Source organism: Pseudarthrobacter sp. 902506025, assembly GCF_040702325.1.
Taxonomy (GTDB): Bacteria; Actinomycetota; Actinomycetes; order Actinomycetales; family Micrococcaceae; genus Arthrobacter.
The window spans coordinates 154,684-177,993 of record NZ_JBFBKW010000004.1; the positions used below are offsets into that span (position 1 = coordinate 154,684).

A 23,310-nucleotide genomic window follows, 5' to 3' on the forward strand; every position below is an offset into this window, starting at 1 on the left:
TAACGGATTCTTGATTGTCATTAGAATATCTTCATGAACCTCGAGCACTTGAAAGCCCTCGCCGCCGTCATGGACGAAGGAACCTTTGAGGCCGCGGCAGACCTGCTCCGGATCACGCCGTCCGCGGTGAGCCAGCGGATCAAGGCGCTGGAAGCATCCGTGGGCCAGGTCCTGGTACGCCGCCGGGTGCCCTGTACCGCCACGGACGCCGGTGCGCTGATGCTGCGGATGGCCCGGCAGGTGCAGGTACTCGAGGCGGAAACGTCAGCAGCGCTGGGGGCGGGGTCGCCGGCACGGGCCCACCTGCCGGTGGCCGTGAACGCCGACTCGCTGGCCACGTGGTTCATTCCGGTCCTGCACCAGGCCGCGGGCTGGGAGGACTCTGCACTGGACCTCCACGTGGAGGACCAGGGCTACAGCAGCCAACTGCTCCGCGACGGTGCGGTGATGGGCGCGGTGACGTCCGACCCCGTCCCGGTCAGCGGGTGCCGCGTGGAACTGCTGGGATCCATGCGCTACATCCCGGTGGCCGCCCCCGCGCTGCGCCGCCGCTTTTCCGCCTCCGGCAGGGTGGACTGGGCGGCAATGCCGGTGCTGAAATTCAACACGAAGGACACGCTTCAGCAGCAGCTGCTCACCGGAAAGAGCGTGCCTGGACTTCCCCCCACGCACACCGTGCCTTCTTCCCAGGGGTTCCTGGCAGCCGTCACGGCCGGCCTGGGCTGGGGAATGATCCCGGAGCTTCAACTCACCGGCGAACTGGCCGACGGCGTCCTGGTCCGGCTGGAGGAGGACACCCATCAGGATGTGGCCCTCTACTGGCAGGCGTGGGCCCTGGATTCAGACCGGCTCGCGCGGCTGGGCGCGGCTGTCCGGACGGCCGCCGGAACCCTGCTGCAGCCCGGGGGCGGCGGCCGGGAAGCTAACGGGCCAAGTAGGGCAGGATATAGACGGCGAAAATAACGAATGCAGCCAGCAGCGCCAGCTTTCCTCCGCTGGTACTGCCGTGCTGCTGCGCTTTGGCGTTCCGGCCGTGGCGCCCCGGGCCGGCCGGTCGCGCTGACCGCTTTTTTGCCGACACCCCAGCCGTCCCGCTGGTCCCCTGGCCTGCCGGTTTTTCCCGTGGCGGCAGGGCCCGGCCGGCGGGGTGCCGCGCTGCACTGCGGGCCCTGGCGGCCTCGTCGCCGGAGCCGGTTTTACGTGCCGGGGGCACCGCGGGGCCGGCTGGGGGCAGCGCACCCGCCGGGCGCACCACCGTTCCCGGGCGCACGTTGCGCAGGGCCGTGATGCCCGGCTCCTGCTCATGCGTAAGCTGCCGGCCCAGCTCCTCATAGAGGCCCACGACTGCCTGCTGGTCGAGGACGGCAGGCAACGCCTCGATGGCCCCGACAACCCGCTGGGAACCGGCCACGGCGACGTCCGAGGCCGTCACCCCGAAAAGGTCCGGCTGCGCAGCCATGCAAATGAGCGGACGCACCAGCCTGCGGTGCGGCGGAGCCAGCACCGAGGCGACAGCGGCGCACTGGGCCAGGGCGCCCTCCACGGCCTGGGTCCGCGCGTAACGGCCCTGCCACAGCACCCCGGAAGCCACCCGCACCTCACCGGTCCAGTTCTTCGAATCCACCACCACCACGCCGCCCGGGCCCACCAGGACATGGTCCAGGTTTGCCTTTGGCCTGCCCGGCCAATGGACATCGTGGAGTACGTACCAGCCGCGGGGAACCAGCTCGCTGAGCTTGTCGGCCACCATCCGCTCCCCCACCGCACCGGCGTCCCATGCCTTGGTGGAATGTTCGGCCTGGTCCAGCCGCCGCTTCAGCCGTGCAACGCGCTCGGCAGCAAGCCTGGACTGTTCCGCTGCCCCGTCTCCTGCCCCCATTGGACGTCCCCGTTTCCTTGCCGGACAGGACGACGCCGGCGGCCCGCCGTCGTCCGTTCCTTTCGCGTGTTTTCGTGGAATTTTCTTGAAATTAGCAGGGCACGGAAGGCCCGGTATATAGGTACTTTTGCGGCCGTGTACTCAGGTTGACTACTTGGTTTGCGTCCGTCACAGCAGGTCACAGCGTCCGGATTCTGGGCGGATCGTTTTGACTCCTGCCAGCTTCTGGCATGCTGGAGCCATGGCTAGCCGCGCGGGTACAGTTGCCCAACCCCAGGACCTTGTTGACATCACTGCGCTCCTTGACGCGTATTACGACATCGCGCCGGACCTCAGTGATCCCGGCCAGCGCGTGGTGTTCGGGACATCCGGGCACCGGGGATCCAGCCTTAAGGCCTCCTTCAACGAGCAGCACATCGTGGCCATCACCCAGGCCATCGTGGAGTACCGGGCGGCGCAGGGCGTCACCGGTCCGCTGTTCCTGGCCAAGGACACCCACGCACTGAGCGAGCCGGCACAGAACTCGGCCCTCGAGGTCCTCGCCGCCAACGGCGTCCAGGTGCTGGTCGATGCCCGGCACGGCTACACCCCCACGCCGGCACTGAGCCACGCCATCCTCACCTACAACCGGAAGGCGGCGCCCGGGGCCCCGCAGGCTGACGGCATCGTGGTGACGCCCAGCCACAACCCCCCGGCCGACGGCGGCTTCAAGTACAACCCCCCGCACGGCGGCCCGGCTGACTCGGACGCCACGGGCTGGATCGCCAACCGGGCCAATGAGCTGCTGGAAAACGGCCTGCGCGGCGTGAAGCGGATTCCGCTGGGCGACGCGCAGTCCGCGGACACCACCGGAAAGTTCGATTTCCTCTCCAGCTACGTGGACGATCTTCCGTCCGTCCTGAACCTGGACGCCATCCGCGAGGCCGGCGTCCGGATCGGTGCCGACCCCATGGGCGGGGCCTCCGTGGACTACTGGGGCGAGATCGCCGAGCGCCACCACCTGGACCTCACCGTGGTGAACCCCACGGTGGATCCCCAGTGGGCGTTCATGACCCTGGACTGGGACGAGAAGATCCGAATGGACTGCTCATCGCCGTCCGCCATGGCATCGCTGATCCAGCGGATGTCTGCCGGCGGATCCACCTTCGATGTCGCCACCGGCAATGACGCGGACGCCGACCGCCACGGCATCGTCACCCCTGACGGCGGACTGATGAACCCCAACCACTACCTCGCCGTAGCCATCGACTACCTTTACCGCAACCGCAGCGGCTGGAACCCGGCCTCGGTGGTGGGCAAGACCCTGGTGTCCTCCTCCATCATCGACCGCGTGGCGCAGAGCCTGGGCCGCAAGCTCGTGGAGGTCCCGGTGGGCTTCAAATGGTTCGTCCCCGGCCTGCTGTCCGGTGAAGGCGCGTTCGGCGGCGAGGAATCCGCCGGCGCCTCCTTCAACAAGCTGGACGGCAGCGTGTGGACCACGGACAAGGACGGCATCCTGCTGGCCCTGCTGGCGTCCGAGATCACCGCGGTCACGGGCAAGTCCCCGTCGCAGTTGTACAAGGGCCTGACCGACCAGTTCGGTGCCCCCGTCTACGCCCGGATCGACGCCGCCGCAACACGTGAGCAGAAGGCAAAGCTGGGCAAGCTGTCCGCCGCGGACGTCACTGCCACCTCACTGGCCGGCGAAGAGATCACCGCCAAGCTCACCGAGGCCCCCGGCAACGGCGCACCCATCGGCGGCCTGAAGGTGGTCACGGAGAACGCCTGGTTCGCGGCCCGCCCGTCCGGCACCGAGGACGTGTACAAGATCTACGCCGAGTCCTTCAAGGGTGAGGAGCACCTGAAGCAGGTGCAGGCGGAGGCCAAGGCGCTGGTGGACAGCGTCATCGCCTAACTCTCTCCCTCGCGGCACCACAGCCGGAGGACGCGCCTGATGATGTGGTCGCCGTCGGGAGCCATGTCCACCAGGGCGACGCGGTCCAGCACGACGGCGTCGCCCGGGTGGAGGCGTTTGCCACCGTGGTGCGAGACGTGGGGTCGGTACCCGGCAAGGGTGTGCGCGGGCGTCAGGATCCTGCCGCGCACGCCGTCGACGACAGAAACCAACTGCACGTGCAGGGCCTGCAGATCCGGCTGGGGCTTGATGAGGTTGACCGGTAGCGAACCGTTGCGGCCGAACGCCGCGTCCTCCCCCACCGTGAGCGCGGCACCCAGCGCAGCGGCGATCGGCGCATCAGCAAGCCCGGCGATGCTTTCCGCGACGTCCGCGGGGTCCTGGGCGTTTGTGGTGGCGGCAGCGCCGGCGTCGAGCCTCACGTCAAACCGCACCAGCGTGATGTGCAGCGGCCAGTCCGTCCGCCGGAAAACCTGGCCGTCGGCCACGGGCTCGACGAACGCCACGAAGATCAGGTTCCGCATCGGCATGCCCCCAGTCTCCCACTCCCCCCTCAGACGCCCCATCACCTCCCGCCCATAAAAATCCAACGCCCCATCAGTAGGTGATGGGGCGTTGGAAAAAAGGGGGCAGGACGTGATGGCGCGTCGGGGAGGGTTAGACGGTGCGGACGGCCTCGCCGTAGGAGAACTTGGGCTTTGCCTCGCCCCAGGCTTCCTCACCGGGCAGGCCGATGTTGACCACCAGGAAGCTCTTCTGGTCGCAGGCCGGGAAGAAGGCAGCGTCGATCGCGGCGAAGTCTGCGCCCGTCATGGGGCCGGCGGCGAAGCCGAGCGAGCGGACGGCCAGGATGAAGTAGCCGGCCTGCAGGTGGGCGTTGTTGTTGCCCGTGGCGGCGGCCAGGGCCGGGTCGGCGTCGTACATGGCCTTGGGGGCGTTGTAGCCGGGGAGGAAGTTGTCCCACTTGCCGGCCCAGTCGGTGTCGTAGCTGAGGATGGCCACGAGCGGGGCGGAGGCCGTCTTGGCCTGGTTGCCGCGGGACAGGGCATCCACCAGGGTGGCACGGGCCTCGGCCGAGCGGACGTAGGTGACCCGCAGCGGCTGGGAGTTGAACGCGGTGGGGCCGAACTTGGTGAGCTCTTAGATGGCCTGGGCCTGCTCCTCGGTCACCTCACCGGTGAACGAGTTGGCGGTGCGGGCCTGGGCAAAGATGGCGTCGACGGCTGCCGAATCGATAACCGCTTCTTCGTGGGCAATGGTCATTGGCTTCCCTTTCGCTGCGCCGCCCGCCTGCCGGGGTGGCCTCTGTTGCTGTCCATAGTTGCAACTTCAAGTGCATTCCTCCTCTTCCCGTGACGCCTGGTGACCTTGGCCACAGCAGGCCGCGGGAAATACTTGGCGGTATTCTGGACCGAGTTGATCTTCGCCCCTTCGCGGCACCCCCTTGAAAGGCATTCCTTCCCATGAGCATGCTCGGAATCAAATGGAAGCTGCACGGCACCGGCAAAACCATCAAGCCCGGCCAGGTGGTGGCCCCGGATGAGCGGCTGGCGTGGCCCCTGACCATCGGCGTGGGCATGCAGCACGTGGTGGCCATGTTCGGCGCCACCTTCCTGGTCCCCATCATCACCGGGATGCCGCCTGCCACCACCCTGTTCTTCTCCGGCATCGGGACGCTGCTGTTCCTGGTGATCACCAAGGGCCGGGTGCCCAGCTACCTGGGCTCAAGCTTTGCGTTCATCGCTCCCATTACCGCCTCGCAGGCGCAGTTCGGGATCCCCGGAGCCCTGGGCGGCGTGGTCCTCGCCGGCGCCACGCTGGCCCTGGTGGGTGCGGTGGTGCAGAAGTTCGGCGCCGGCTGGATCAACCGGCTGATGCCGCCCATCGTCACCGGCGCCATTGTGGCGCTGATCGGGCTGAACCTGGCCCCCGCCGCGAAGCAAAACTTCGACGCCGCCCCCATCACCGCCCTGGTCACGCTCGTCACCATCATCCTGGTCAGCGTCCTGTTCCGCGGAATCCTGGGGCGGCTCAGCATCCTGGTAGGCGTGGTGGTGGGCTACCTGGTGGCCATGCTCCGCGGCGAAGTGAAGTACGACAAGATGGACGCCGCAGCCTGGATCGGCCTGCCGCACTTCCAGACCCCCGAGTTCCATATCGGCGTGCTGGGCCTGTTCGTCCCCGTGGTCCTGGTGCTGGTGGCGGAGAATATCGGCCACGTGAAGTCGGTCGCCGCCATGACGGGCCAGAACCTCGACGGCGTCTCCGGACGCGCGCTGATGGCGGACGGCGCCGCCACCGTCCTGGCCGGCTTCGGCGGCGGCTCGGGCACCACCACCTACGCGGAGAACATCGGTGTCATGGCTGCCACCAAGGTGTATTCGACGGCGGCCTACTGGGTGGCGGGCATGTTCGCCATCCTCCTCAGCTTCTCGCCGAAGTTCGGCGAACTGATTGCCACCGTTCCGGCCGGGGTGCTGGGCGGCGCGGCCACCATGCTGTACGGCATGATCGGCATCCTGGGCGTGAAGATCTGGGTGCAGAGCAAGGTGAACTTCTCCAACCCCGTCAACCTGACCACCGCCGCCGTCGCCCTGATCATCGGCATCGCCGACTACACCTGGACCATCGGGGACCTGAAGTTCACCGGCATTGCCCTGGGATCCGCCGCCGCACTGGTGATCTACCACGGCATGAAGGCCATCGCGAAGGCGCGGGGAACTGTGGCGGAGCCCGAGACGGAGCAGGGCGTCCTGCCTCCCGCGGTCAAGTCGGCGCTGAACGCGGCTGCGAAGCGGGCACCGAAGAAGCGTTGAGGCTGAATACAGCGGGGCAGCTCTGAGGGCCCGGTGTAGGTTGGAAGGACGTCAAGCACTACGTTCGGGGGATCCATGCTTGAGAGTTTCATGCGCCTGCCGCGGCCAACACCGCCGGCAAACCACCGCCACGTCCAGCAGTCCGACCTGCCGCCGGAGCAGATCCACACCCTGGACCCGGTGCCCAAAGGCCGCCTGGCGGCCTGCGTCATCGCATTCCTTTTGGGCAGCTGGATGCTTGCAGTACCCGTGGCGCTCATTGACCAGCTCAAGGACGCTCCGGGCCCCGGGCCGGCCATTGTTTCCGGCATCGTCATCGCCCTTGGCGTGGCCACAGCCGGCCTCGGGGGTTTCCTGTTCTTCAACGCCAGGGACCGCCGGAGGCCGTGGTCCGTGGCGCTCATCGGCGCCCTCGCTGCGTCTGTCATTGCAGCAGTAATGTCAGCAACCCAGCCGGGGTACGGGTTGCTGCTGGCTGCCCCAGCCATCGTGGCAGCGGTCCCCGCACTCATCGCGTTGGCCAGGGACGCCAGCAGGACCTGACGCCGGCACTGCCTGCCGGCGCCGGGCAGGAGTTCCACACGGCGCGCCGGACAGAGGGCTACGCTGCCTGCCCCTCCGGTGCGGGGCCGCCCGCCATTCCCGGATTCCGGCCTGCCACCGGGTGCCCGGGCGGGAATGGCCCCGGGCGGCCCAGGCCAAACACGGGCGCCGGCTGCGGCCGCTTCGCCGCCAGTCCTTCAGCATGCCGGGGAAGCAACTGCTTCAGTACCCACGGCACAAAGTACTGCCGCGCCCACACCAGGTCCTCGGCCCGGGCCTGTGTCCACCCATGGGCCGGAAGCGGCCGCGGCTGGAGCGGCTTGAGGGCGTGCGCTACCCCCAAGGCATTGAGGGTGGCCACGGCCACGGAGTGATGGCCCAGCGGAGACAGGTGCAGCCGGTCCGGGTCCCACATCAGTGCATGCTGAAGCTCCGGCAGGCACCACAGGTCCACCATGATGGCGTGGTGCCGCGCGCCGATCCTGTGCAGGTGCTCGTTATAGATCGCCACGCGCCCGCGGATCTTGCCAAAGACAGGAGTGTCGCCCCAGTCCGGACCTGCGTAGAGCAGCACCGTGGCACCGGTACCTGACAGGATGCCGACAGCCTCGTCGATCTTTTCCGCCAGCTTGTCCGGATCGCCGTGGCGGAACACGATGTCGTTGCCGCCACCGGACATGGCGATCAGGTCGGGTTTCAGTGCCAGGGCCGGCGCCAGCTGCACGTCGAGGATCTGCTGCAGAAGGAAGCCCCGGATCGCCAGGTTGGCGTAGGCGAAGTCCGGCTGGCTGTCGGCGAGTTCCTCGGCCACCCGGTCAGCCCAACCACGGAGGCCGCCCAGGCTGTTCGGCTCGGGGTCGCCAATTCCTTCGGTGTAGGAGTCCCCCAGGGCAACGAACCGGTGCCAGGGATGTCTGTCCGGTCCTTCGGCGACGAAGCGCAGCTCCTGCTTCTCGATGGTCATGCCGTCCTCCCTTCCGCCGCCGGCGGGGGTTCCTTCCCCGCCGCAGCTTCCTTCCGGGGCGACTTTCCGGTTGGAAAGTCCCGCCCCGCCGCCGACGGGCGCGGAAGCTCCGCCACGCCGTCGTACGTTTCCTGCCGCCGCGCTGGAACCTGCCCGCCCCCGCGGTCCACGCCGCCGGGGGCCACAACGTTCAATGCCGCGTCCCGCAGGTCCACTTCGTGGTGCATCGCCTGCGTCTGCAGGAACCGCAGTGCACCCTCGCGGGTGAGTCCGTATTCGTTCATGAGGCTGCGGACCGCCAGGTCCACCAGGATCAGGGAGCTTTGGACGACGGCGAGGCCGGCCGTTGCCTCCGCCCGCTCCGCCGTGCGGACGACGACGCGCAGGGCCCGCGAAACCTGGTGTGCATAGCTTTGGCTCTGCACCAGGTCATCGCTGGTGAAGGAATGCGGGGCCGCTGCGTACAGGGTGATGGCAGCGCTCGTGGCGCCTTCGGTAAGGATGGGGACGGAGAGCAGGGACTGCACGCCATGGCCGGCGGCGGCGCTGGAATAGCCGGGCCAGCGCCGGTCCCGGCCCAGGTCGGACAGCAGGACGAATTCCCCGGTGCGCACGGCTTCCATGACCGGCCCGTCGGCAAACGAGCATTGTTCGCGGTCGGCCTCGCGTGCCTGCTCCGTGCTGGCCGCGAGGGTACGTGCTTTGCCCAGGCGAAAGAGGGTGGCCGCCCAGCCGAGGCCGCGGCGCTCACCTTTGATACCCGTCATGAAGTCGCGGGTGACTTCCCAGAGGTAGTCTTCGACGTCTTTGCTGTCGAATACCGGCTCCGGGGTAACTGGAAGCGGTCCCCAGCCAACCTGCCCCGTGGGATCAGCGGCCATGCTCCAGCCCTGCTATCAGCGCTTCGGCCCACTGCAAAACCTTTGCTCTAAGAATACGACCCCTTTGAGGCGTTGGTGGGGGAAACGGGCAAAACAGGGGGTTTCGCGGGTTTAGGGAGGAGCGGCGCGCCGGTGTCCCTTCCGCAGGCTCGGCTGCGCAGTAGCATCGGGAGGGGGAACACCGAATACTCCCTGCTCGCTTGGGTACCTGACCTTGGGCAAGGGGTCTTGGGGCATCCATGCCAGCACGGAAACGAGCAACGGAAAGAGGAGCTTATGCGGGAGCCGGGCACCAGCGAGCGTACTTCAGAAGCGGATGCAGCCGCCGCGGGCAATGCGGAAGTGGAAGAGGGCGCTGCGGAGCCGTCACCGGACCTGGAGGTTACTTTCGACGAGCAGTTCTTCGCTGCCCGGCCCAAGGCGCTGCGGCCCATCGCGCGCCGGCGGCAGTTCGTGGGCAGCAGGCCGTCCTTCGAATTCGACGGACGGAACGCCGCGTATGTGGAGTGGCTGCGCAACCAGGCCATGCTCGGGGATGCGAATACGCTGGCACGGCAGCTGTCCGGCCAGGCCAGCATGTGGCAGAACTCGTATGCCCATCCCAACCCGCGGGCCGCCGTCGAACGCGCCTCCGTATGGTTCACCGCCTACCCGTTGTCCTTCATCACCCGGACCGGGCAGTCCTTCCTCTCCGCCCTGGGCGACCCCGAAATGTGGAAGGCTTTCCGCGAAATCGGAATCCGCGGGATCCACACCGGACCCGTGAAGCTCGCCGGCGGCATCAGCGGCTGGTCCCACACGCCCAGCGTTGACGGCCACTTTGACCGCATCAGCATGGCGATCGATCCGGTCTTCGGCACCGAAGAAGAGTTCCGCAGCATGTGCGAGGTCGCGGCTGAGCACGAGGGCACGGTGATCGATGACATCGTCCCCGGCCACACAGGCAAGGGCGCGGACTTCCGCCTGGCCGAGATGAACTTCCGGGACTACCCGGGGATCTACCACATGGTGGACATCCCGGAAGAGGACTGGAACCTGCTCCCGGACGTCCCGGAGGGGGCGGACTCGGTCAACCTCAGCCCCGACTCCGAGCAGGCCCTGCAGAAAGCCGGCTACATCATCGGCCGCCTGCAGCGGGTCATCTTCTACGAGCCCGGAGTCAAGGAGACCAACTGGAGCGCTACGCGGCCCATCGTGGACACCACCGGAAAGACCCGCCGCTGGGTCTACCTGCACTACTTCAAGGCCGGCCAGCCCTCCATCAACTGGCTTGACCCCACGTTCGCCGGCATGCGCCTGGTGGTGGGCGATGCCCTGCACTCGCTGGTGGACCTGGGCACGGGGGCGCTCCGCCTTGATGCCAACGGCTTCCTGGGCGTCGAGAAGAGCGCCGAGGAGCAGCCCGGCTGGTCCGAGGGGCATCCGCTGTCCGAGGCCGCCAACCAGCTCATCGGCTCCATGATCCGCAAGGTGGGCGGGTTCTCCTTCCAGGAGCTGAACCTGACCATTGACGACATCAAGGCAACGTCGGAGTCCGGCCCGGACCTTTCCTACGACTTCATCACCCGGCCGGCGTACCACTACGCCCTGGTCACGGCCGATACCGAGTTCCTGCGGCTGACCCTCCGGCTGTCCATGGAAATCGGGGTGGACCAGGCCTCACTGGTGCACGCACTCCAGAACCATGACGAACTCACCTACGAGCTGCTGCACTTCGCTGCCGGACACCGGGACGAGATGTTCGAGCTCAACGGTGAGGAACTCACCGGCGCCCAGCTGGCCGAGAATGTGCAGCAGACCCTGCGGGACCAGCTCACCGGGGAGAATGCGCCGTACAACGCCGTGTTCACCACCAACGGCATTGCCTGCACCACTGTCAGCTTCATCATGGCGGCCCTGGGAATCAAGGACCCGGCCACAGTAACCCCGGAGCAGGAGGCGCAGATCCGGGACGTCCACCTGCTGCTGGCCATGTACAACGCGCTCCAGCCAGGCGTCTTTGCCCTTTCCGGCTGGGACCTGACCGGCATCATGGCCCTGGACCGCAGCAGCGTCCGCGAACTCACGTCGCAGGGCGATACGCGCTGGATCAACCGGGGCGCGCACGACCTCATGGGGACCAGCCCGGACGCCACCAACTCCTCGGCCGGGATGCCGCGGGCCCGCAGCCTGTACGGATCCCTGCCGGACCAGTTGCAGGACCAGGACTCCTTCGCCCGGCGCCTCCAGCGGATCCTCGCCGTCCGGGAAGAAAACGGCATCGCCACGGGCACCCTGCTGGACGTCCCCGAGGTCTCCAACCGCGCCGCGCTGGTGCTGGTCAACCGGCTGAAGGACGGGGCCCTGCAGGTCACCGCGCTGAACTTCTCCGGGCAGGACATCGCCGGCAGCATCCAGTCCAACGAACTGCCGTCCGGCGCCAATGTCCAGGACCTGTTCAGCGGCGAAACCGTGGGGCAGGTGGATGACCTGCACAGCTTCTTCCTGGAGCTGCCCGCCTATGGCGGAACCGCGCTGCTCCTGACTGAGGCCCCGGAGCCCGAAGCGGAGGCGTAAGGCTGATCGCCAGGTGGCGCCGGGGATCCTCCGGCGTCACCCGGCGATGGCGCTGGCCAGGGTGGCTTCGATGATGGCGGGCGAGAGCACGTACTGGGTGACCAGCTGGCTTGCCCCCAGCACGCCAGCCTGGCTTCCGGCGCGGGAGACGCTGATGCGCAGGTGTGAGGTGGCCAGCGGGGGCGAGCGCCGGTACACGACTTCGCGGATGCCGGCCACCACGTGCTCCCCCGTCTCACCAAAGCTGCCGCCCACCACAATCACGGACGGATTGAGCAGGTTGACCACGGTGGCCAGGACCTCACCGATGTCCCGGCCTGCCTGGCGCAGCGCCTGGATCGCCTGCAGGTTGCCGTCTGCGGCGAGCCGGATCACGTCGGCGCCCCTCCCGACGTCCAGTCCGTGCTCCCGCAAGGAACGCGCGACGGCGGGACCTGACGCGAGTGCCTCCAGGCACCCGTAGTTTCCACAGGCGCAGAGGACATCCGCGCCCCGGGCCACCTGCACGTGCCCCAGGTCGCCGGCCGTGCCGTTGGCACCGCGTTGCAGCTCGCCGTTGCTGATGATGCCGGAGCCGATGCCGGTGGCCACCTTGACGAAGAAAAAGTTGTTGTGCTCCGGCCAGTGTGCGGACTGCTCCCCCAAAGCCATGATGTTCACGTCGTTGTCCACCAGCACGTGGACGGGCAGGGACCGCTGGACGTAGCTGACCACGTCGAACCCGTCCCAGCCCGGCATGATGGGCGGCTTCACCGGTTTGCCGGTGTCATGTTCCACGGGGCCGGGCAGTCCGATGCCGATTCCGGCAAGTTCTGCGACGCTGCGTCCCGCCAAAGCCAGCAGCTCCTTGCCCTGGGCCACCACCTGGTCCAGCACGGCCTCCGGACCGTCGGCCACCTGCTGCTCGAGCCGGTGTTCGGCAAGGATTTTCCCGCCAAGGTCGGTGACCGCGACGATAACGTGGGTGGCTCCCACGTCCACGGCCAGCACCAGGCGCGCTGCGGGGTTGAAGGCAAAGCGCGACGGCGGCCTGCCGCCGCTGGAGAGGGCTTCCCCTGCCGGGCCCACCAGGCCGGACAGCATGAGCGCATCGATCCGGGAGGCCACCGTGGAGCGGGCCAGCCCCGTGCTCAGGGCAAGTTCGGCGCGGGTGCGGGCCCTGCCGTCGCGGAGCAGCTGGAACAGGTCCCCGGCGCGCGACAGGCTGCCGACATCGGAGTCTTTTCCGGCCTGCCTGCCCGTCGGTGAAGTCATGTCTAAGTCATAACACTGTTACTTACTGCTGTCACCACGCCAGAAGAATGACGCGCAACAAACAACTTTTGCTTGACGCGCGTCAAAAGTAGCTCTACGTTGTGACTCAAGGCACATTTGCGGTTCCGATGGCAACCATCCGCCGCACTGATCCCTCCGCTACTCCAGAGTCCGCTTACAAAGAGGTAGTTGAACTTGTCCCACATCGCAGCGCCAGCAGACCGGCCCCTGGGCGTCGGCATCCTCGGCGCCGGGCCCGTCACCCAGGCCATCCACCTCCCGGCCCTGGCACGGCTCCGGGACAGCCTGGAAGTACGGCACATCATGGACGTGGACCCGGCCGTGGCCTCTTCGGTGGCGGCCCGGGTCGGGGCTGCATCCAGCACCAGCCTGGAGGCCCTGCTGGGTGATCCAGGCGTGGACATCGTGGCGATCTGCAGCCCCCACCATTTCCACGCGGACCAGGTCATTGCCGCCTGCCGGGCCGGCAAGAAAGCCGTCCTCTGCGAGAAGCCCTTCGCCATGAACGGTGAGGAGGCAGCCAGGATCGCCGAAGTCAGCGCCGCGACGGGGGTCCCGATCGTGGTGGGGGCCATGCATACGTTCGACCCAGGCTGGCTCGCAGCGGAACAAAACTGGGGCGATCTTCCCGCACAGGCGCACACCATCCGCTCCTCCATCATCCTCCCGCCGAACGCCCGCTTCGAAGACTTCGCCACCGAGATCATTACCCGCCCCGCCACCGGCACGCCCGATTATTCGGACGTCGAGGTCATCAAGGCCATGATGCAGGGCGGCATCATGGGCCTGGCCATCCACGACCTGCCCCTGGTGCGGCGCTTCACCCCGGACTTCGATGAGATCGAGGTGCTCCAGGCGCGGCACGTCCGGCCGTTCGGTTACGCCGTCTCACTCAGGACCCCCACCCGCGTCATCGAACTGCGCGCCGTCATGAACAGCACCTGGAAGCCCGAGTGGACCTTCGAGGCCATCGCTGACGACTCCGCGCTGCGGATCGACTTCACGCCGTCCTACGTCCAGGCCGGCTCCGCCGTCGCCACGTTCTCCCGGGGCAGCGAAACCAGCACCTTCGGTCCGTACGGCCACAACGGCTACGAAGGCGAGTGGCGTGAACTGGCTGAACTGGCCCGCGGCACGCGCCCGGCCCCCTCCGCCCAGGCCCTGATCGACGACCTCACCTTCGCCCTGGCCATCTCCGCGGCCACAGTGCAGGACGTTGCCACAGGACACGCGGCCGCCACGGAAACGGCAGGAGCCACCGCATGAGCGCGTACACAGTGACAGCAACGCCGCGGGCCGAAGAAGCAGGCGCGGTAGCCCTGGCAGTTGCCTCCCTGCCGGCGACCTTCGGCCCCGCGACGGAGGACCGGGCGGCTGACGTTGTGGTGGTCGCCGGCGAAGCGGGCTGGACCACGGAAGCCGCCCGGGCCATCGACTCCGGGCCGCGCGGCATCCTGGTGGTGGATCCCGTCCCCGAGGAAACCACGCAGTTGGCGGACGCTGCCCGGGCAGCCGGTGCCGCCGTCGTCCTCGATCTCCACTGGGCTTCCAACCCCGCGCTGGTTAGCGGAAGCGGCGACCCCGACGCCCGCGACGCTGTTCGCAGCGCCGTGGGCACGGCATCGTTGCTGGACAGTGTTGCCACAGCAGCCCCGGGCACGGACGTGCAGCGGCTCCTGGCCCGGCACCTCGCCGCCGTGCTCGCCGTCAGCGGACAGCTTTACGGCGTCAGCGTCCTCCGCAGCGGCACCACCGGGTACACCGCCACCGGCCGGCTGGCCAACGGCGCACCGTTCACCGCCCAGGGCGTACTCACCGCAGCCCGCCCGGCCGGCGTCGGGATCCACCTCTACACGGCCGACGGCGGCGTGGACGTCCAGGTCCCGGATCCGGACGCCGCGTGGCCCGCCGAAGTCAGGGTCACCGGGGCCCACGGCCAACTTTTGCTTCCCACCCTGTACGAATCCGCCCACCGGGCGGCGTGGCGGCGGCTGAAGACCCATCTCAGCGCCGGCACGCTGCCGGACGACCTGGCCGGGTTTGCCCGGCTGACCGACCTCTACGCAACCCTCGCTGACACGTAACCAGCCCACCGATACGCAACCGAACCAGCAGTCCAGTCCCACCTCCACTCTCAACGATGAGCAGGACCGCACCAACGGCGCACAGCGCAAGACGGTCCCGAAAGGACACATCATGAACGCAACTCCCGAACATCGCCGCTCCTTTTCCCGGCGCGGCTTCCTAGGCCTGACGGCTGCCGCAGCCTCCGTACCCCTGCTCGCCGCCTGCGGCGGCGGCTCGGCATCGCAGGGAGGCGGCGGGGGCGGGGCCGGCGGCACCGTGAAGTTCTGGGACATGCCCTGGGCAACACCGGCCTACAACGATGCCGCCAAGGGCATCGCGGAAGGTTTCTCCGGTGCCAATGGCGCCAAGGCGAGCTACCAGATCATCCAGTGGAACAATTTCTACCAGACCTTCTCCTCCGCGATTGCTTCCAAGACGGGCCCGGCTGTGTCCACGGGCGGCGGCTTCCAGGCGTTCCAGTTCGAGCAGCAGGGCCAGATCGCCTACGCGGACAAGGTGATCGAGAAGCTGAAGGCCAACGGCCAGTTCGATGACTTCCTGCCCGGCGTGCTGGACCCCTTCAAGTCGGACAAGGGCTACGTGGCGGTCCCGTGGCAGCTGGACATGCGCGTCTTCTGGTACCGCAAGTCCCTGTTCGAGAAAGCCAACGTTGCGCTGCCCACGGACTGGCCGTCCCTGCTGGAAGCAGGCAAGGCACTGAAGAAGGTGGGCGCGTTCGGCTTCACCACCGGCGCAGGCGCAGGGAACAACTACGCCAACCACTCCATGATCATGATGATGGTCAACAACGGCGGCGGCGTCTGGAACAAGGACGGCGAGCTGGACCTGATGAATGACCGCAACGTCGAGGCCATGGAATTCGTCCTGGAGCTCGTCTCCAACGGCATCGTCGACCCGGCCGCGGTCAGCTACACCACGGACAATATGTCCGCCCAGTGGAAAGACGGCAAGGCCGGCTACGGCCTGTTCCAGGTGAACGTCCCGCAGCGCGTGGGCGACACCTCCGGTGACCTGCTGGTGGCTGACCCCATCAAGGGCCCGCACGGGGACAAGGCCACCATCGTCTTCCCGAACAACATCATGATGTACACCAACACCCCGTCGCAGGAAGCCTCGGAGGAGTTCCTGGTGTACTACCTGGGCCAGCTCAAGCAGCTGTGGCAGAAGAAGCTGATGTCCGCCCTGCCGGTCTTCAAGTCGATCACGGAGATCCCCGAGTTCGCCAACGACCCCAACAACGTCAAGATCGTCAAGGACTGGCAGCCTATTGCCAAGACCTTCGCCGCCCAGGGCAGCCGGCTCAATGCGAACCTGGCGGCCCTTGACGGCGGCCAGGCACTGAACCAGTTCAGCCAGACCATCATCACCGGCAAGGCCGACGCCAAGACTGCCCTGCAGACCTTCCAGTCCGGCCTCGAGTCGGTCCTGAAGAAGTAGGACCGAGCGCCCATGTCCAGCACCACCACCCAGTCCGGCCTAAGCCGGGCCCGCCGCGGGCTTGCCCCCGGCGGGTCCGGGGCCGTCCCCGGAAAACGCAAAAGCAAGCTCTCCGCGCAGGCCACCAGGACGTTCTTCTGGCTCCTGCTCCCCTCCGTGGTCCTCCTCGTCCTGATCCACGGCTACCCGCTGATCTACGCCGCCATCCAGGCGACGCACGACGGAGACCTGCTCCAGACCGGCAACTTCGTGGCGGGCCAGAACTTCGCCACCGTCCTGACCTCGCCGGCGTTCTGGAAAGCTGCCCAGTTCACGCTGTGGTTCACCATCGTGGGCGTCTTCGGGTCCTGGCTGGTGGGGCTGGGCCTGGCCCTGCTCCTGCGCACCAAGATCCCCGGCGGCGGCACTTTCAAGGTCCTGCTGCTCCTGCCCTGGGTGGTGCCCATCGTGGTGTCCTCCACTGCCTGGAACTGGCTGGTGGCCACCCCGGACAGCCTGATCCCGTCGCTGTTCCGGAACCTGGGCATGGGCACGCCACTCTTCCTGGCCGATCCCACCCTGGCCTCCATCACCGTGATGGTGTTCAAGGTCTGGGTCAGCTTCCCGTTCATGATGATGATGATCTCGGCCGCCCTGGCTTCGGTGGACACCACCGTTTATGAGGCAGCCAGCATGGATGGCGCCAGCCGCTGGCAGCAGTTCACCCAGATCACCCTGCCGTTGATCGCCCGCTCCACCTACATCAGCTGGATCCTGATGACCATCTTCTGCGTCAACGACTTTCCCACCATCTACCTGCTCACCGGCGGCGGCCCGGTCAATGCCACCACCTCCCTGGTGGTCCTGGCCTACCGGACCGTGTTCCAGGACTTCGCCACCGGCCCCGGCGTGGCCATCGCCTTCCTCATGACGATGACCCTGGTGGTCATCTCGGTCATCCTGTACCGCCAGATCCGAAAGTCGAGCGTCGAATAATGAGCGCAGTCCTCCACGCCCATCCCGAATCCGGCCCCGCGCTCGGCATCGACGCCGGCAAGCGGCGCAGGGTCCTCTCCGAAGCGGGCCAGCGCGGCCGCTGGTGGCGCTTCGCCGCAATCCTCATCATCACGGGGATCGTGCTGGTGCCCATCATGGTCACCGTGCTGCTGGCCTTCACGCCCGGACCCAACAGCACTGCCACCGGCCTGACGTTTGAAAACCTCGGCAACGTCTTCTCCAAGACCCTGGCCGCCACCTGGCTGAAGAACAGCCTGGTCACCACCCTGTCCACCGTGGTGGTCTCCGTGGCTGTTGCCGCCCCTGCCGGCTACGTCCTCTCCCGCGGCCGCAGCAAGGCGGTGTCCGGGTACTCGCTGCTGCTGTTCGTCATGCAGTCGCTGCCCATCATCACCTCCGTGGTGCCGCTGTTCATCCTGTTCGCCGGCATGGGCCTGGTGGACAACCTCCTGGGCCTGACCATCATCTACGTCGGCTCCACCATGACCGTGGCCACCTGGATGATGGCCGCCTACTTCGACTCCATCCCCATCAGCCTCGAGGAAGCATCCTGGATCGACGGGTGCTCCGTGTTCGGCTCGTTCACCAAGGTGGTCCTCCGGAACTCCCTTCCCGGCGTTCTCTCCACCGCGATCTTCGCCTTCCTCCTGGCCTGGAACGACTACCTCGTAGCCATCGTGTTCCTGCGCTCGAACGAAATCTTCACCCTTCCCATGGGCGTGCAGTCCTTCTTCCAGCAGAACGCCACGGACTGGACATCCGTCATGGCCCTGGCCGTGGTCATGATGCTCCCGCCCGTCATCGTCTTCGCCACGCTGAACAAATACTTCAGCGTCGGCGGCATCGGCGGCTCGCTCGCCGGCCGCTGACCGCAGTCCACTTCGATTCACAACAGAACGCTAAGGAAACCCATGTCCTACTCACTTCAGCTCTACACCCTGCGCAACGCGATCGCGGAGGACCTCCCGGGCACTATCCGGAAAGTCGCCGAAATCGGCTACACCCAGGTTGAGCCCTACAACTTCGTGGCCACTGCCAAGGAACTCGGCGCCGCCCTGAAGGAAAACGGCCTCACCGCGCCGTCCGGCCACGCGCCCCTGATGAGCCAGGACCAGGACGAAATCTTCGCCGCCGCGAAGGAACTGGGCATCACCACGGTCATCGATCCGTTCCTGCCCGCCGAGCACTGGCAGAAGGCGGAGGACATCCAGGCGACCGCCGCCAAGCTCAACGCCGCGGCGAAGAAGGGCGCCGGGTACGGCATCCGGGTTGGCTACCACAACCACGCCTGGGAGCTGGAGTCCACCATCGAGGGCCGCACCGCCCTGGAGTACTTCGAGTCCCTGCTGGACCCGGAACTGGTCCTCGAAGTGGACACCTACTGGGTGGCCGTCGGCGGCCAGAACCCGATCGACATCCTCACCAAGCTCGGCGGCCGCGTGAAGTTCATCCACATCAAGGATGGCCCGCTGAACAAGGACAACAAGGCCCAGCGTCCGGCAGGCCAGGGCAAGGTCCCGGTCATGGACGTCATCGCCGCCGCGCAGTCCCTCGAGGTAGGCGTGGTGGAGTTTGACGACTACGACGGCGACATCTTCGAGGGCATCGCCCAGAGCCTCGCCTTCCTGGAGAGCAACACCGCAGCCGAAGGAGCCAACGCATGAGCACCCCCGCCGGCACGCCGGCCCGCAGCGGCCCGGTGGGCGTCGGCGTCATCGGCGCCGGCGTGATCAGCAAGCAATACCTGGACAACCTCACGGCGTTCCCCGACCTCAAGGTCCACGTCATCGCCGACCTCTTCGAGGACGCCGCCGAAGCCCGCGCCAAGGAGTACGGCATCCCTGAGTGGGGAGGCGTGGACAAGGCCCTGAACCACCCCGACGTCGAAATCATCGTCAACCTGACCATCCCCGCAGCCCACGTGGAGGTGGCCACCGCAGCCGTCAACGCGGGCAAGCACGTCTGGACGGAGAAGCCGTTCTCCCTGGACCGCGAATCCGGCCTGGGCCTGCTCAAGACCGCCGACGCCGCCGGCATCCGGCTGGGCTGCGCGCCGGACACCTTCCTCGGCGCCGGTATCCAAACGGCGCTGCGCCTGATCCAGCGCGGCGACATCGGCACGCCGCTGACCGCAATGACCACGTTCCAGACCCCCGGCCCGGAGTCGTGGCATCCGAACCCGGCCTTCCTCTTCCAGCACGGCGCCGGCCCGCTGTTCGACATGGGCCCCTACTATCTGACCACCCTGGTCCAGGCCTTCGGCTCCATCCGCAAGGTGGCCGCCGTCGGTTCCAAGTCCAAGGACGTGCGTGTGATCGGTTCGGGACCCAAGGCAGGCGAGGAGTTCACCGTCGAGGTGCCCACCCACGTCTCCGCCATGGCGCAGTTCGAATCCGGTGCCTCCTCGCACAGCGTCTTCTCCTTCGAATCCCCCCGGACCCGGATGGGTTTCGTGGAGATCACCGGAACGGAAGCCACCATTTCGCTGCCGGACCCCAACTACTTCACCGGAGACATCAAGCTCTGGCGTGCCGGCGACGAGGACTGGACCACGGTTCCCGCCACCGGGCCCGCCAACGGCCGCGGCATGGGTGTCCTGGACATGGCCCGCTCCCTCCGCGCCGGTGTGAAGCACCGTGCCACGGGTGAACTGGCGTACCACGTCCTGGACACGATGGTCTCGATCTCGGAGTCCGTCGATTCCGGCACGTTCGTGAACGTTGAAAGTTCAGCCCCGGCATCCCCCGCCCTCCCCGAGGACTGGGCGCCGGAAACCGCCACGCTCTGATCCAGCAAGTAATCCAGCACGTAGTCCAGCCAGCAGGAAGCACGCAGGAACGCACCATGACCGCACCCGCACACCCCTCCGAACCCCCGGCCTCCCGACCGGCTTCGCGCCCGCTGGGCGTGGCAGCCATCGGTTATGCCTTCATGGGCAAGGCCCACTCGAATGCGTGGCGGAATGTGGCCAGCTTCTTCGACGTCCCGGCCTTCGAGCAGAAAGTCCTCGTGGGCCGGGACGCCACCGCGGTCGCGGAGGCCGCGGAAAGGTATGGCTGGGCCGAATCGGCAACGGACTGGCGCACGGTGATCACCCGCGATGACATCGACATCGTGGACATCTGCGCCCCGGGCTGGATGCACGCGGAGATCGCCATCGCCGCGCTGGAGGCAGGCAAGCACGTCCTGGTGGAAAAACCCCTGGCCAACACCCTGGCCGAAGCCGAACTCATGACCGCCGCCGCAGCCAAAGCCAGGGCCCGGGGCGTGCAGTCGATGATCGGGTTCAACTACCGCCGCGTCCCGGCCCTGGCCCTCGCGAAGGAACTGATCGCCGAAGGCCGGCTGGGCACCGTCCGGCACGTCCGGGCCGCGTACCTGCAGGACTGGCTCGCGGACGCCCAGGCACCCATGACCTGGCGGCTGCGGAAGGAAACCGCCGGGTCCGGTGCCCTGGGCGACATCGCCTCCCACGCAATCGACCAGGTCCTGTTCCTCCTCGGCGACCAGGTCACCGAGGTGTCCGGGCGGCTCAACACTTTCGTGGACCAGCGCCCCGGCAAGAACGGCACCGAGGACGTCACGGTCGACGACGCCGCCTGGGCCACGCTGTCCCTCACCTCCGGGGCCATCGCCTCAGTGGAGGTCTCCCGGGTGGCCACCGGACGGAAAAACAGCCTCCAGATCGAGATCTATGGGGACAAGGGCAGCCTCCTGTTCGACCTGGAAAACCTCAACGAACTCGGCTTCCTGGACGCCACCGCCCCGGTCCGGGAACAGGGCTTCCGCCGAATCCTGGTCAACGAACCCAGCCACCCCTACCTGGAAGCCTGGTGGCCGCAGGGCCACATCATCGGCTGGGAACACACCTTCACCCACCAAATCCGCGACTTCCTCACCGCCATCAAGGACGGAACCCAGCCCTCGCCGTCGTTCGAAGAAGGACTGAACGTCCAGCACATCCTGAACGCCGTGGAGGAATCCGCCGCCAACAAAAGCACCCTCACCGTCGTCCGCCACTAACGCCTGACCCGGCAGCGCCCGCCAGTCCAGCTTTAAGCCAAGGAGCCCCGAATGCCCCGCCCGTTCACCCTGTTCACCGGCCAGTGGGCCGACCTGCCCTTCGAAGAAGTCGCGAAGCTTGCTTCCGGCTGGGGCTACGACGGCCTGGAAATCGCCGTCTCCGGAGACCACCTGGACGCCTGGCGCTGGGATGAACCGGGCTACGTCGAGTCCAAACTGGCAATCCTGGACAAGTACAACCTCAAGGTCTGGGCCATCTCCAACCACCTCAAGGGCCAGGCCGTCTGCGATGACCCCATCGACTTCCGCCACCAGGCCATCGTCGGGTCCAAGGTCTGGGGCGACGGCGACCCCGAAGGCGTCCGCCAGCGCGCCGCCGAGGAAATGAAGCACACCGCCCGGCTCGCCAAAGCCCTCGGCGTGGACACCGTCGTCGGGTTCACCGGCTCCTCCATCTGGCAGTACGTCGCCATGTTCCCGCCCGTCCCGGAAAAAGTCATCGACGCCGGCTACCAGGACTTCGCCGACCGCTGGAACCCCATCCTGGACGTCTTTGACGAATCCGGGGTCCGGTTCGCCCACGAAGTCCACCCCTCCGAAATCGCCTACGACTACTGGACCACCGTCCGCACCCTCGAAGCCATCGGCCACCGCGAAGCGTTCGGCCTGAACTGGGACCCCTCCCACATGATGTGGCAGGGCATTGACCCCGTCTCCTTCATCTGGGATTTCAAGGACCGGATCTACCACGTGGACTGCAAGGACACCAAGATCCGCCAAACCGGCCGCAACACCGTCCTGGGTTCCCACCTGCCCTGGGGCGACCCCCGCCGTGGCTGGGACTTCGTCTCCGCCGGCCGCGGCGACGTCCCCTGGGAAGCCTCGTTCCGCGCCCTCGCCGCCATTGGCTACACCGGCCCCATCAGCATCGAATGGGAAGACGCCGGCATGGACCGCCTCCACGGGGCCCCCGAAGCACTGGCAGCGCTCAAGAAGTACGATTTCCCAGCCTCCCAAACCAGCTTCGACGCCGCCTTCAGCAGCAAGGACTGATCCACGCCATGCGTGCCCTGCAGCCGGGCCAGCAGTGCGAGGTCTGGATTGCCTCGGCCGGCGGCGGGCTCGAACTGGCATACGCCACGGGGAATATGCTCCTCGAGGCACCTAACTGGACGCTCGATGGCCGCGCACTGATCCTGAACGGCGACGGCCTCCTGTGGAAACTGGACCTGGCGGACGGATCCCTTGCCGGGATCCGGCTGACGGGCCTCCCGGCGCTCAATAACGACCATGTCCTGGCCCCGGACGGCGACACCATCTTCCTGTCCGGGGAGGACGGACACATCTACCGGGCGCCCCTGGCGGGTGGACAGGCCACCAGGATCACGGACGACGACGGGTCCTTCCATTTCCTGCATGGCGTCAGTCCCGACGGCACGGAGCTCGCATATGTAGGGATTGAGGGCGGCGACTTCACACGGCCGGGGCGCCTGATGACCATAAAGTCCGACGGCGGTGCTGCCGCCAGGGTCGACGTCGGGCCCGGGCACTGCGACGGGCCCGAGTACTCGCCCGGCGGCGACTGGCTGTACCTCAATACGGAATCCTTCACCACCCTCCCCGGCCATGCCCAACTCGCCCGCGTCCGGACCGACGGAAGCCAGTTCGAGCGGCTGGTGGACAGCGCTTCCGTGGACTGGTTCCCGCATCTCTCCCCCGACGGCCGCCTGGCCGGCTACATCCGCTTCCCCGCCGGAACGCAAGGCCACCCGGCAGACCTGCCGGTCGACGTCGTCCTCGTCGCCACCACTGACTGGACCACCCCGCTCCACACCTGGCCGGTCTTCGGCGGCCAGGGCACCCTGAACGTCAACAGCTGGTCGCCGGCTTCAGACCGTTTCGCGTATGTGGCGTACCCCCTGTGGGGAGCAGCCGGGAGCGGAGCCTGAGGCCCTGAC

At 67.3% G+C, this 23,310-nt stretch carries 20 protein-coding genes and 1 pseudogene; 15 read left to right on the forward strand and 6 right to left on the reverse strand.

The features are described from left to right. Positions 1-33 precede the first annotated feature (33 nt). Positions 34-963 carry a LysR family transcriptional regulator ArgP gene (locus AB0280_RS10575; RefSeq protein ID WP_224024182.1) on the forward strand — a complete coding sequence of 310 codons (930 nt, stop codon included), beginning with the start codon at positions 34-36 and terminating at the stop codon, positions 961-963. Here the strand turns inward: AB0280_RS10575 and AB0280_RS10580 are convergent. Continuing rightward, positions 923-1,879, reverse strand: coding sequence for a nuclease-related domain-containing protein (locus AB0280_RS10580; protein WP_275181446.1), 957 nt, complete (start codon positions 1,877-1,879; stop codon positions 923-925). The two genes, AB0280_RS10575 and AB0280_RS10580, sit on opposite strands and share 41 nt — an antisense overlap. A gap of 241 nt (positions 1,880-2,120) precedes the next feature. Here AB0280_RS10580 and pgm point away from each other — a divergent pair, with 241 nt between their 5' ends. Further along, the gene (pgm, locus tag AB0280_RS10585; RefSeq protein WP_275181445.1) at positions 2,121-3,773 is read left to right on the forward strand and encodes a phosphoglucomutase (alpha-D-glucose-1,6-bisphosphate-dependent); all 1,653 of its coding nucleotides are present in this window, start codon (positions 2,121-2,123) and stop codon (positions 3,771-3,773) included. Here the strand turns inward: pgm and AB0280_RS10590 are convergent. Further along, positions 3,770-4,297, reverse strand: a complete 528-nt coding sequence (locus AB0280_RS10590; protein ID WP_307491362.1) for a hypothetical protein — start codon at positions 4,295-4,297, stop codon at positions 3,770-3,772. The genes pgm and AB0280_RS10590 overlap by 4 nt on opposite strands. 133 nt (positions 4,298-4,430) lie before the next feature. Continuing rightward, positions 4,431-5,036, reverse strand: a pseudogene (locus AB0280_RS10595) (malonic semialdehyde reductase). Between the two features lie 200 nt (positions 5,037-5,236). Here AB0280_RS10595 and AB0280_RS10600 point away from each other — a divergent pair. Next, on the forward strand, positions 5,237-6,589 hold the full coding sequence (locus tag AB0280_RS10600) for a uracil-xanthine permease family protein (protein ID WP_224024176.1): 1,353 nt from the start codon (positions 5,237-5,239) through the stop codon (positions 6,587-6,589). 75 nt (positions 6,590-6,664) lie between these two features. After that, a complete protein-coding gene (locus tag AB0280_RS10605) occupies positions 6,665-7,132 on the forward strand; it encodes a hypothetical protein (RefSeq protein ID WP_307491314.1) in 468 nt (155 codons plus the stop codon). A gap of 58 nt (positions 7,133-7,190) precedes the next feature. Here AB0280_RS10605 and AB0280_RS10610 read toward each other — a convergent pair whose 3' ends face one another. Both AB0280_RS10610 and AB0280_RS10615 read right to left on the reverse strand, forming a co-directional pair. Continuing rightward, positions 7,191-8,096, reverse strand: a complete 906-nt coding sequence (locus AB0280_RS10610) for an SGNH/GDSL hydrolase family protein (RefSeq protein ID WP_366367206.1) — start codon at positions 8,094-8,096, stop codon at positions 7,191-7,193. After that, positions 8,093-8,977 carry a GAF and ANTAR domain-containing protein gene (locus AB0280_RS10615; RefSeq protein ID WP_307491310.1) on the reverse strand — a complete coding sequence of 295 codons (885 nt, stop codon included), beginning with the start codon at positions 8,975-8,977 and terminating at the stop codon, positions 8,093-8,095. The genes AB0280_RS10610 and AB0280_RS10615 overlap by 4 nt, the downstream gene beginning before the upstream one ends. A 276-nt stretch (positions 8,978-9,253) precedes the next feature. Here AB0280_RS10615 and treS point away from each other — a divergent pair, with 276 nt between their 5' ends. Next, positions 9,254-11,533, forward strand: coding sequence for a maltose alpha-D-glucosyltransferase (gene treS / locus AB0280_RS10620; protein ID WP_224024169.1), 2,280 nt, complete (start codon positions 9,254-9,256; stop codon positions 11,531-11,533). 36 nt (positions 11,534-11,569) lie between these two features. On the opposite strand, the gene AB0280_RS10625 is transcribed toward treS, so the two are convergent. Then, positions 11,570-12,787 carry an ROK family transcriptional regulator gene (locus tag AB0280_RS10625; protein ID WP_366367207.1) on the reverse strand — a complete coding sequence of 406 codons (1,218 nt, stop codon included), beginning with the start codon at positions 12,785-12,787 and terminating at the stop codon, positions 11,570-11,572. Positions 12,788-12,982: 195 nt separating this feature from the next. On the opposite strand from AB0280_RS10625, the gene AB0280_RS10630 reads away from it, so the two are divergent. The 10 genes from AB0280_RS10630 (at position 12,983) to AB0280_RS10675 (ending at position 23,301) form a co-directional block, all read left to right on the forward strand. After that, on the forward strand, positions 12,983-14,074 hold the full coding sequence (locus AB0280_RS10630; RefSeq protein WP_425328598.1) for a Gfo/Idh/MocA family protein: 1,092 nt from the start codon (positions 12,983-12,985) through the stop codon (positions 14,072-14,074). Beyond that, a complete protein-coding gene (locus AB0280_RS10635) occupies positions 14,071-14,892 on the forward strand; it encodes a hypothetical protein (RefSeq protein ID WP_366367211.1) in 822 nt (273 codons plus the stop codon). The genes AB0280_RS10630 and AB0280_RS10635 overlap by 4 nt, the downstream gene beginning before the upstream one ends. Before the next feature lie 112 nt (positions 14,893-15,004). Then, positions 15,005-16,333, forward strand: a complete 1,329-nt coding sequence (locus AB0280_RS10640) for an ABC transporter substrate-binding protein (RefSeq protein ID WP_366367212.1) — start codon at positions 15,005-15,007, stop codon at positions 16,331-16,333. 12 nt (positions 16,334-16,345) lie between these two features. Further along, positions 16,346-17,308 carry a carbohydrate ABC transporter permease gene (locus AB0280_RS10645; RefSeq protein WP_159634568.1) on the forward strand — a complete coding sequence of 321 codons (963 nt, stop codon included), beginning with the start codon at positions 16,346-16,348 and terminating at the stop codon, positions 17,306-17,308. Next, complete coding sequence (locus AB0280_RS10650; protein WP_159634571.1) at positions 17,308-18,198, forward strand: carbohydrate ABC transporter permease; 891 nt, start codon at positions 17,308-17,310, stop codon at positions 18,196-18,198. The genes AB0280_RS10645 and AB0280_RS10650 overlap by 1 nt, the downstream gene beginning before the upstream one ends. Positions 18,199-18,240: 42 nt before the next feature. Beyond that, positions 18,241-18,993 carry a sugar phosphate isomerase/epimerase family protein gene (locus AB0280_RS10655; RefSeq protein ID WP_275181437.1) on the forward strand — a complete coding sequence of 251 codons (753 nt, stop codon included), beginning with the start codon at positions 18,241-18,243 and terminating at the stop codon, positions 18,991-18,993. Then, positions 18,990-20,117: a Gfo/Idh/MocA family protein gene (locus AB0280_RS10660; protein WP_224024159.1), complete on the forward strand. Its 1,128-nt coding sequence runs from the start codon at positions 18,990-18,992 to the stop codon at positions 20,115-20,117. Before AB0280_RS10655 ends, AB0280_RS10660 begins: the two co-directional genes overlap by 4 nt. A 56-nt stretch (positions 20,118-20,173) precedes the next feature. Continuing rightward, complete coding sequence (locus AB0280_RS10665) at positions 20,174-21,352, forward strand: Gfo/Idh/MocA family protein (RefSeq protein WP_224024157.1); 1,179 nt, start codon at positions 20,174-20,176, stop codon at positions 21,350-21,352. Positions 21,353-21,403: 51 nt separating this feature from the next. After that, positions 21,404-22,405, forward strand: coding sequence for a sugar phosphate isomerase/epimerase family protein (locus tag AB0280_RS10670; protein WP_366367215.1), 1,002 nt, complete (start codon positions 21,404-21,406; stop codon positions 22,403-22,405). Between the two features lie 8 nt (positions 22,406-22,413). Beyond that, the gene (locus AB0280_RS10675) at positions 22,414-23,301 is read left to right on the forward strand and encodes a TolB family protein (protein ID WP_366367217.1); all 888 of its coding nucleotides are present in this window, start codon (positions 22,414-22,416) and stop codon (positions 23,299-23,301) included. The last annotated feature ends 9 nt before the right edge of the window (positions 23,302-23,310 follow it).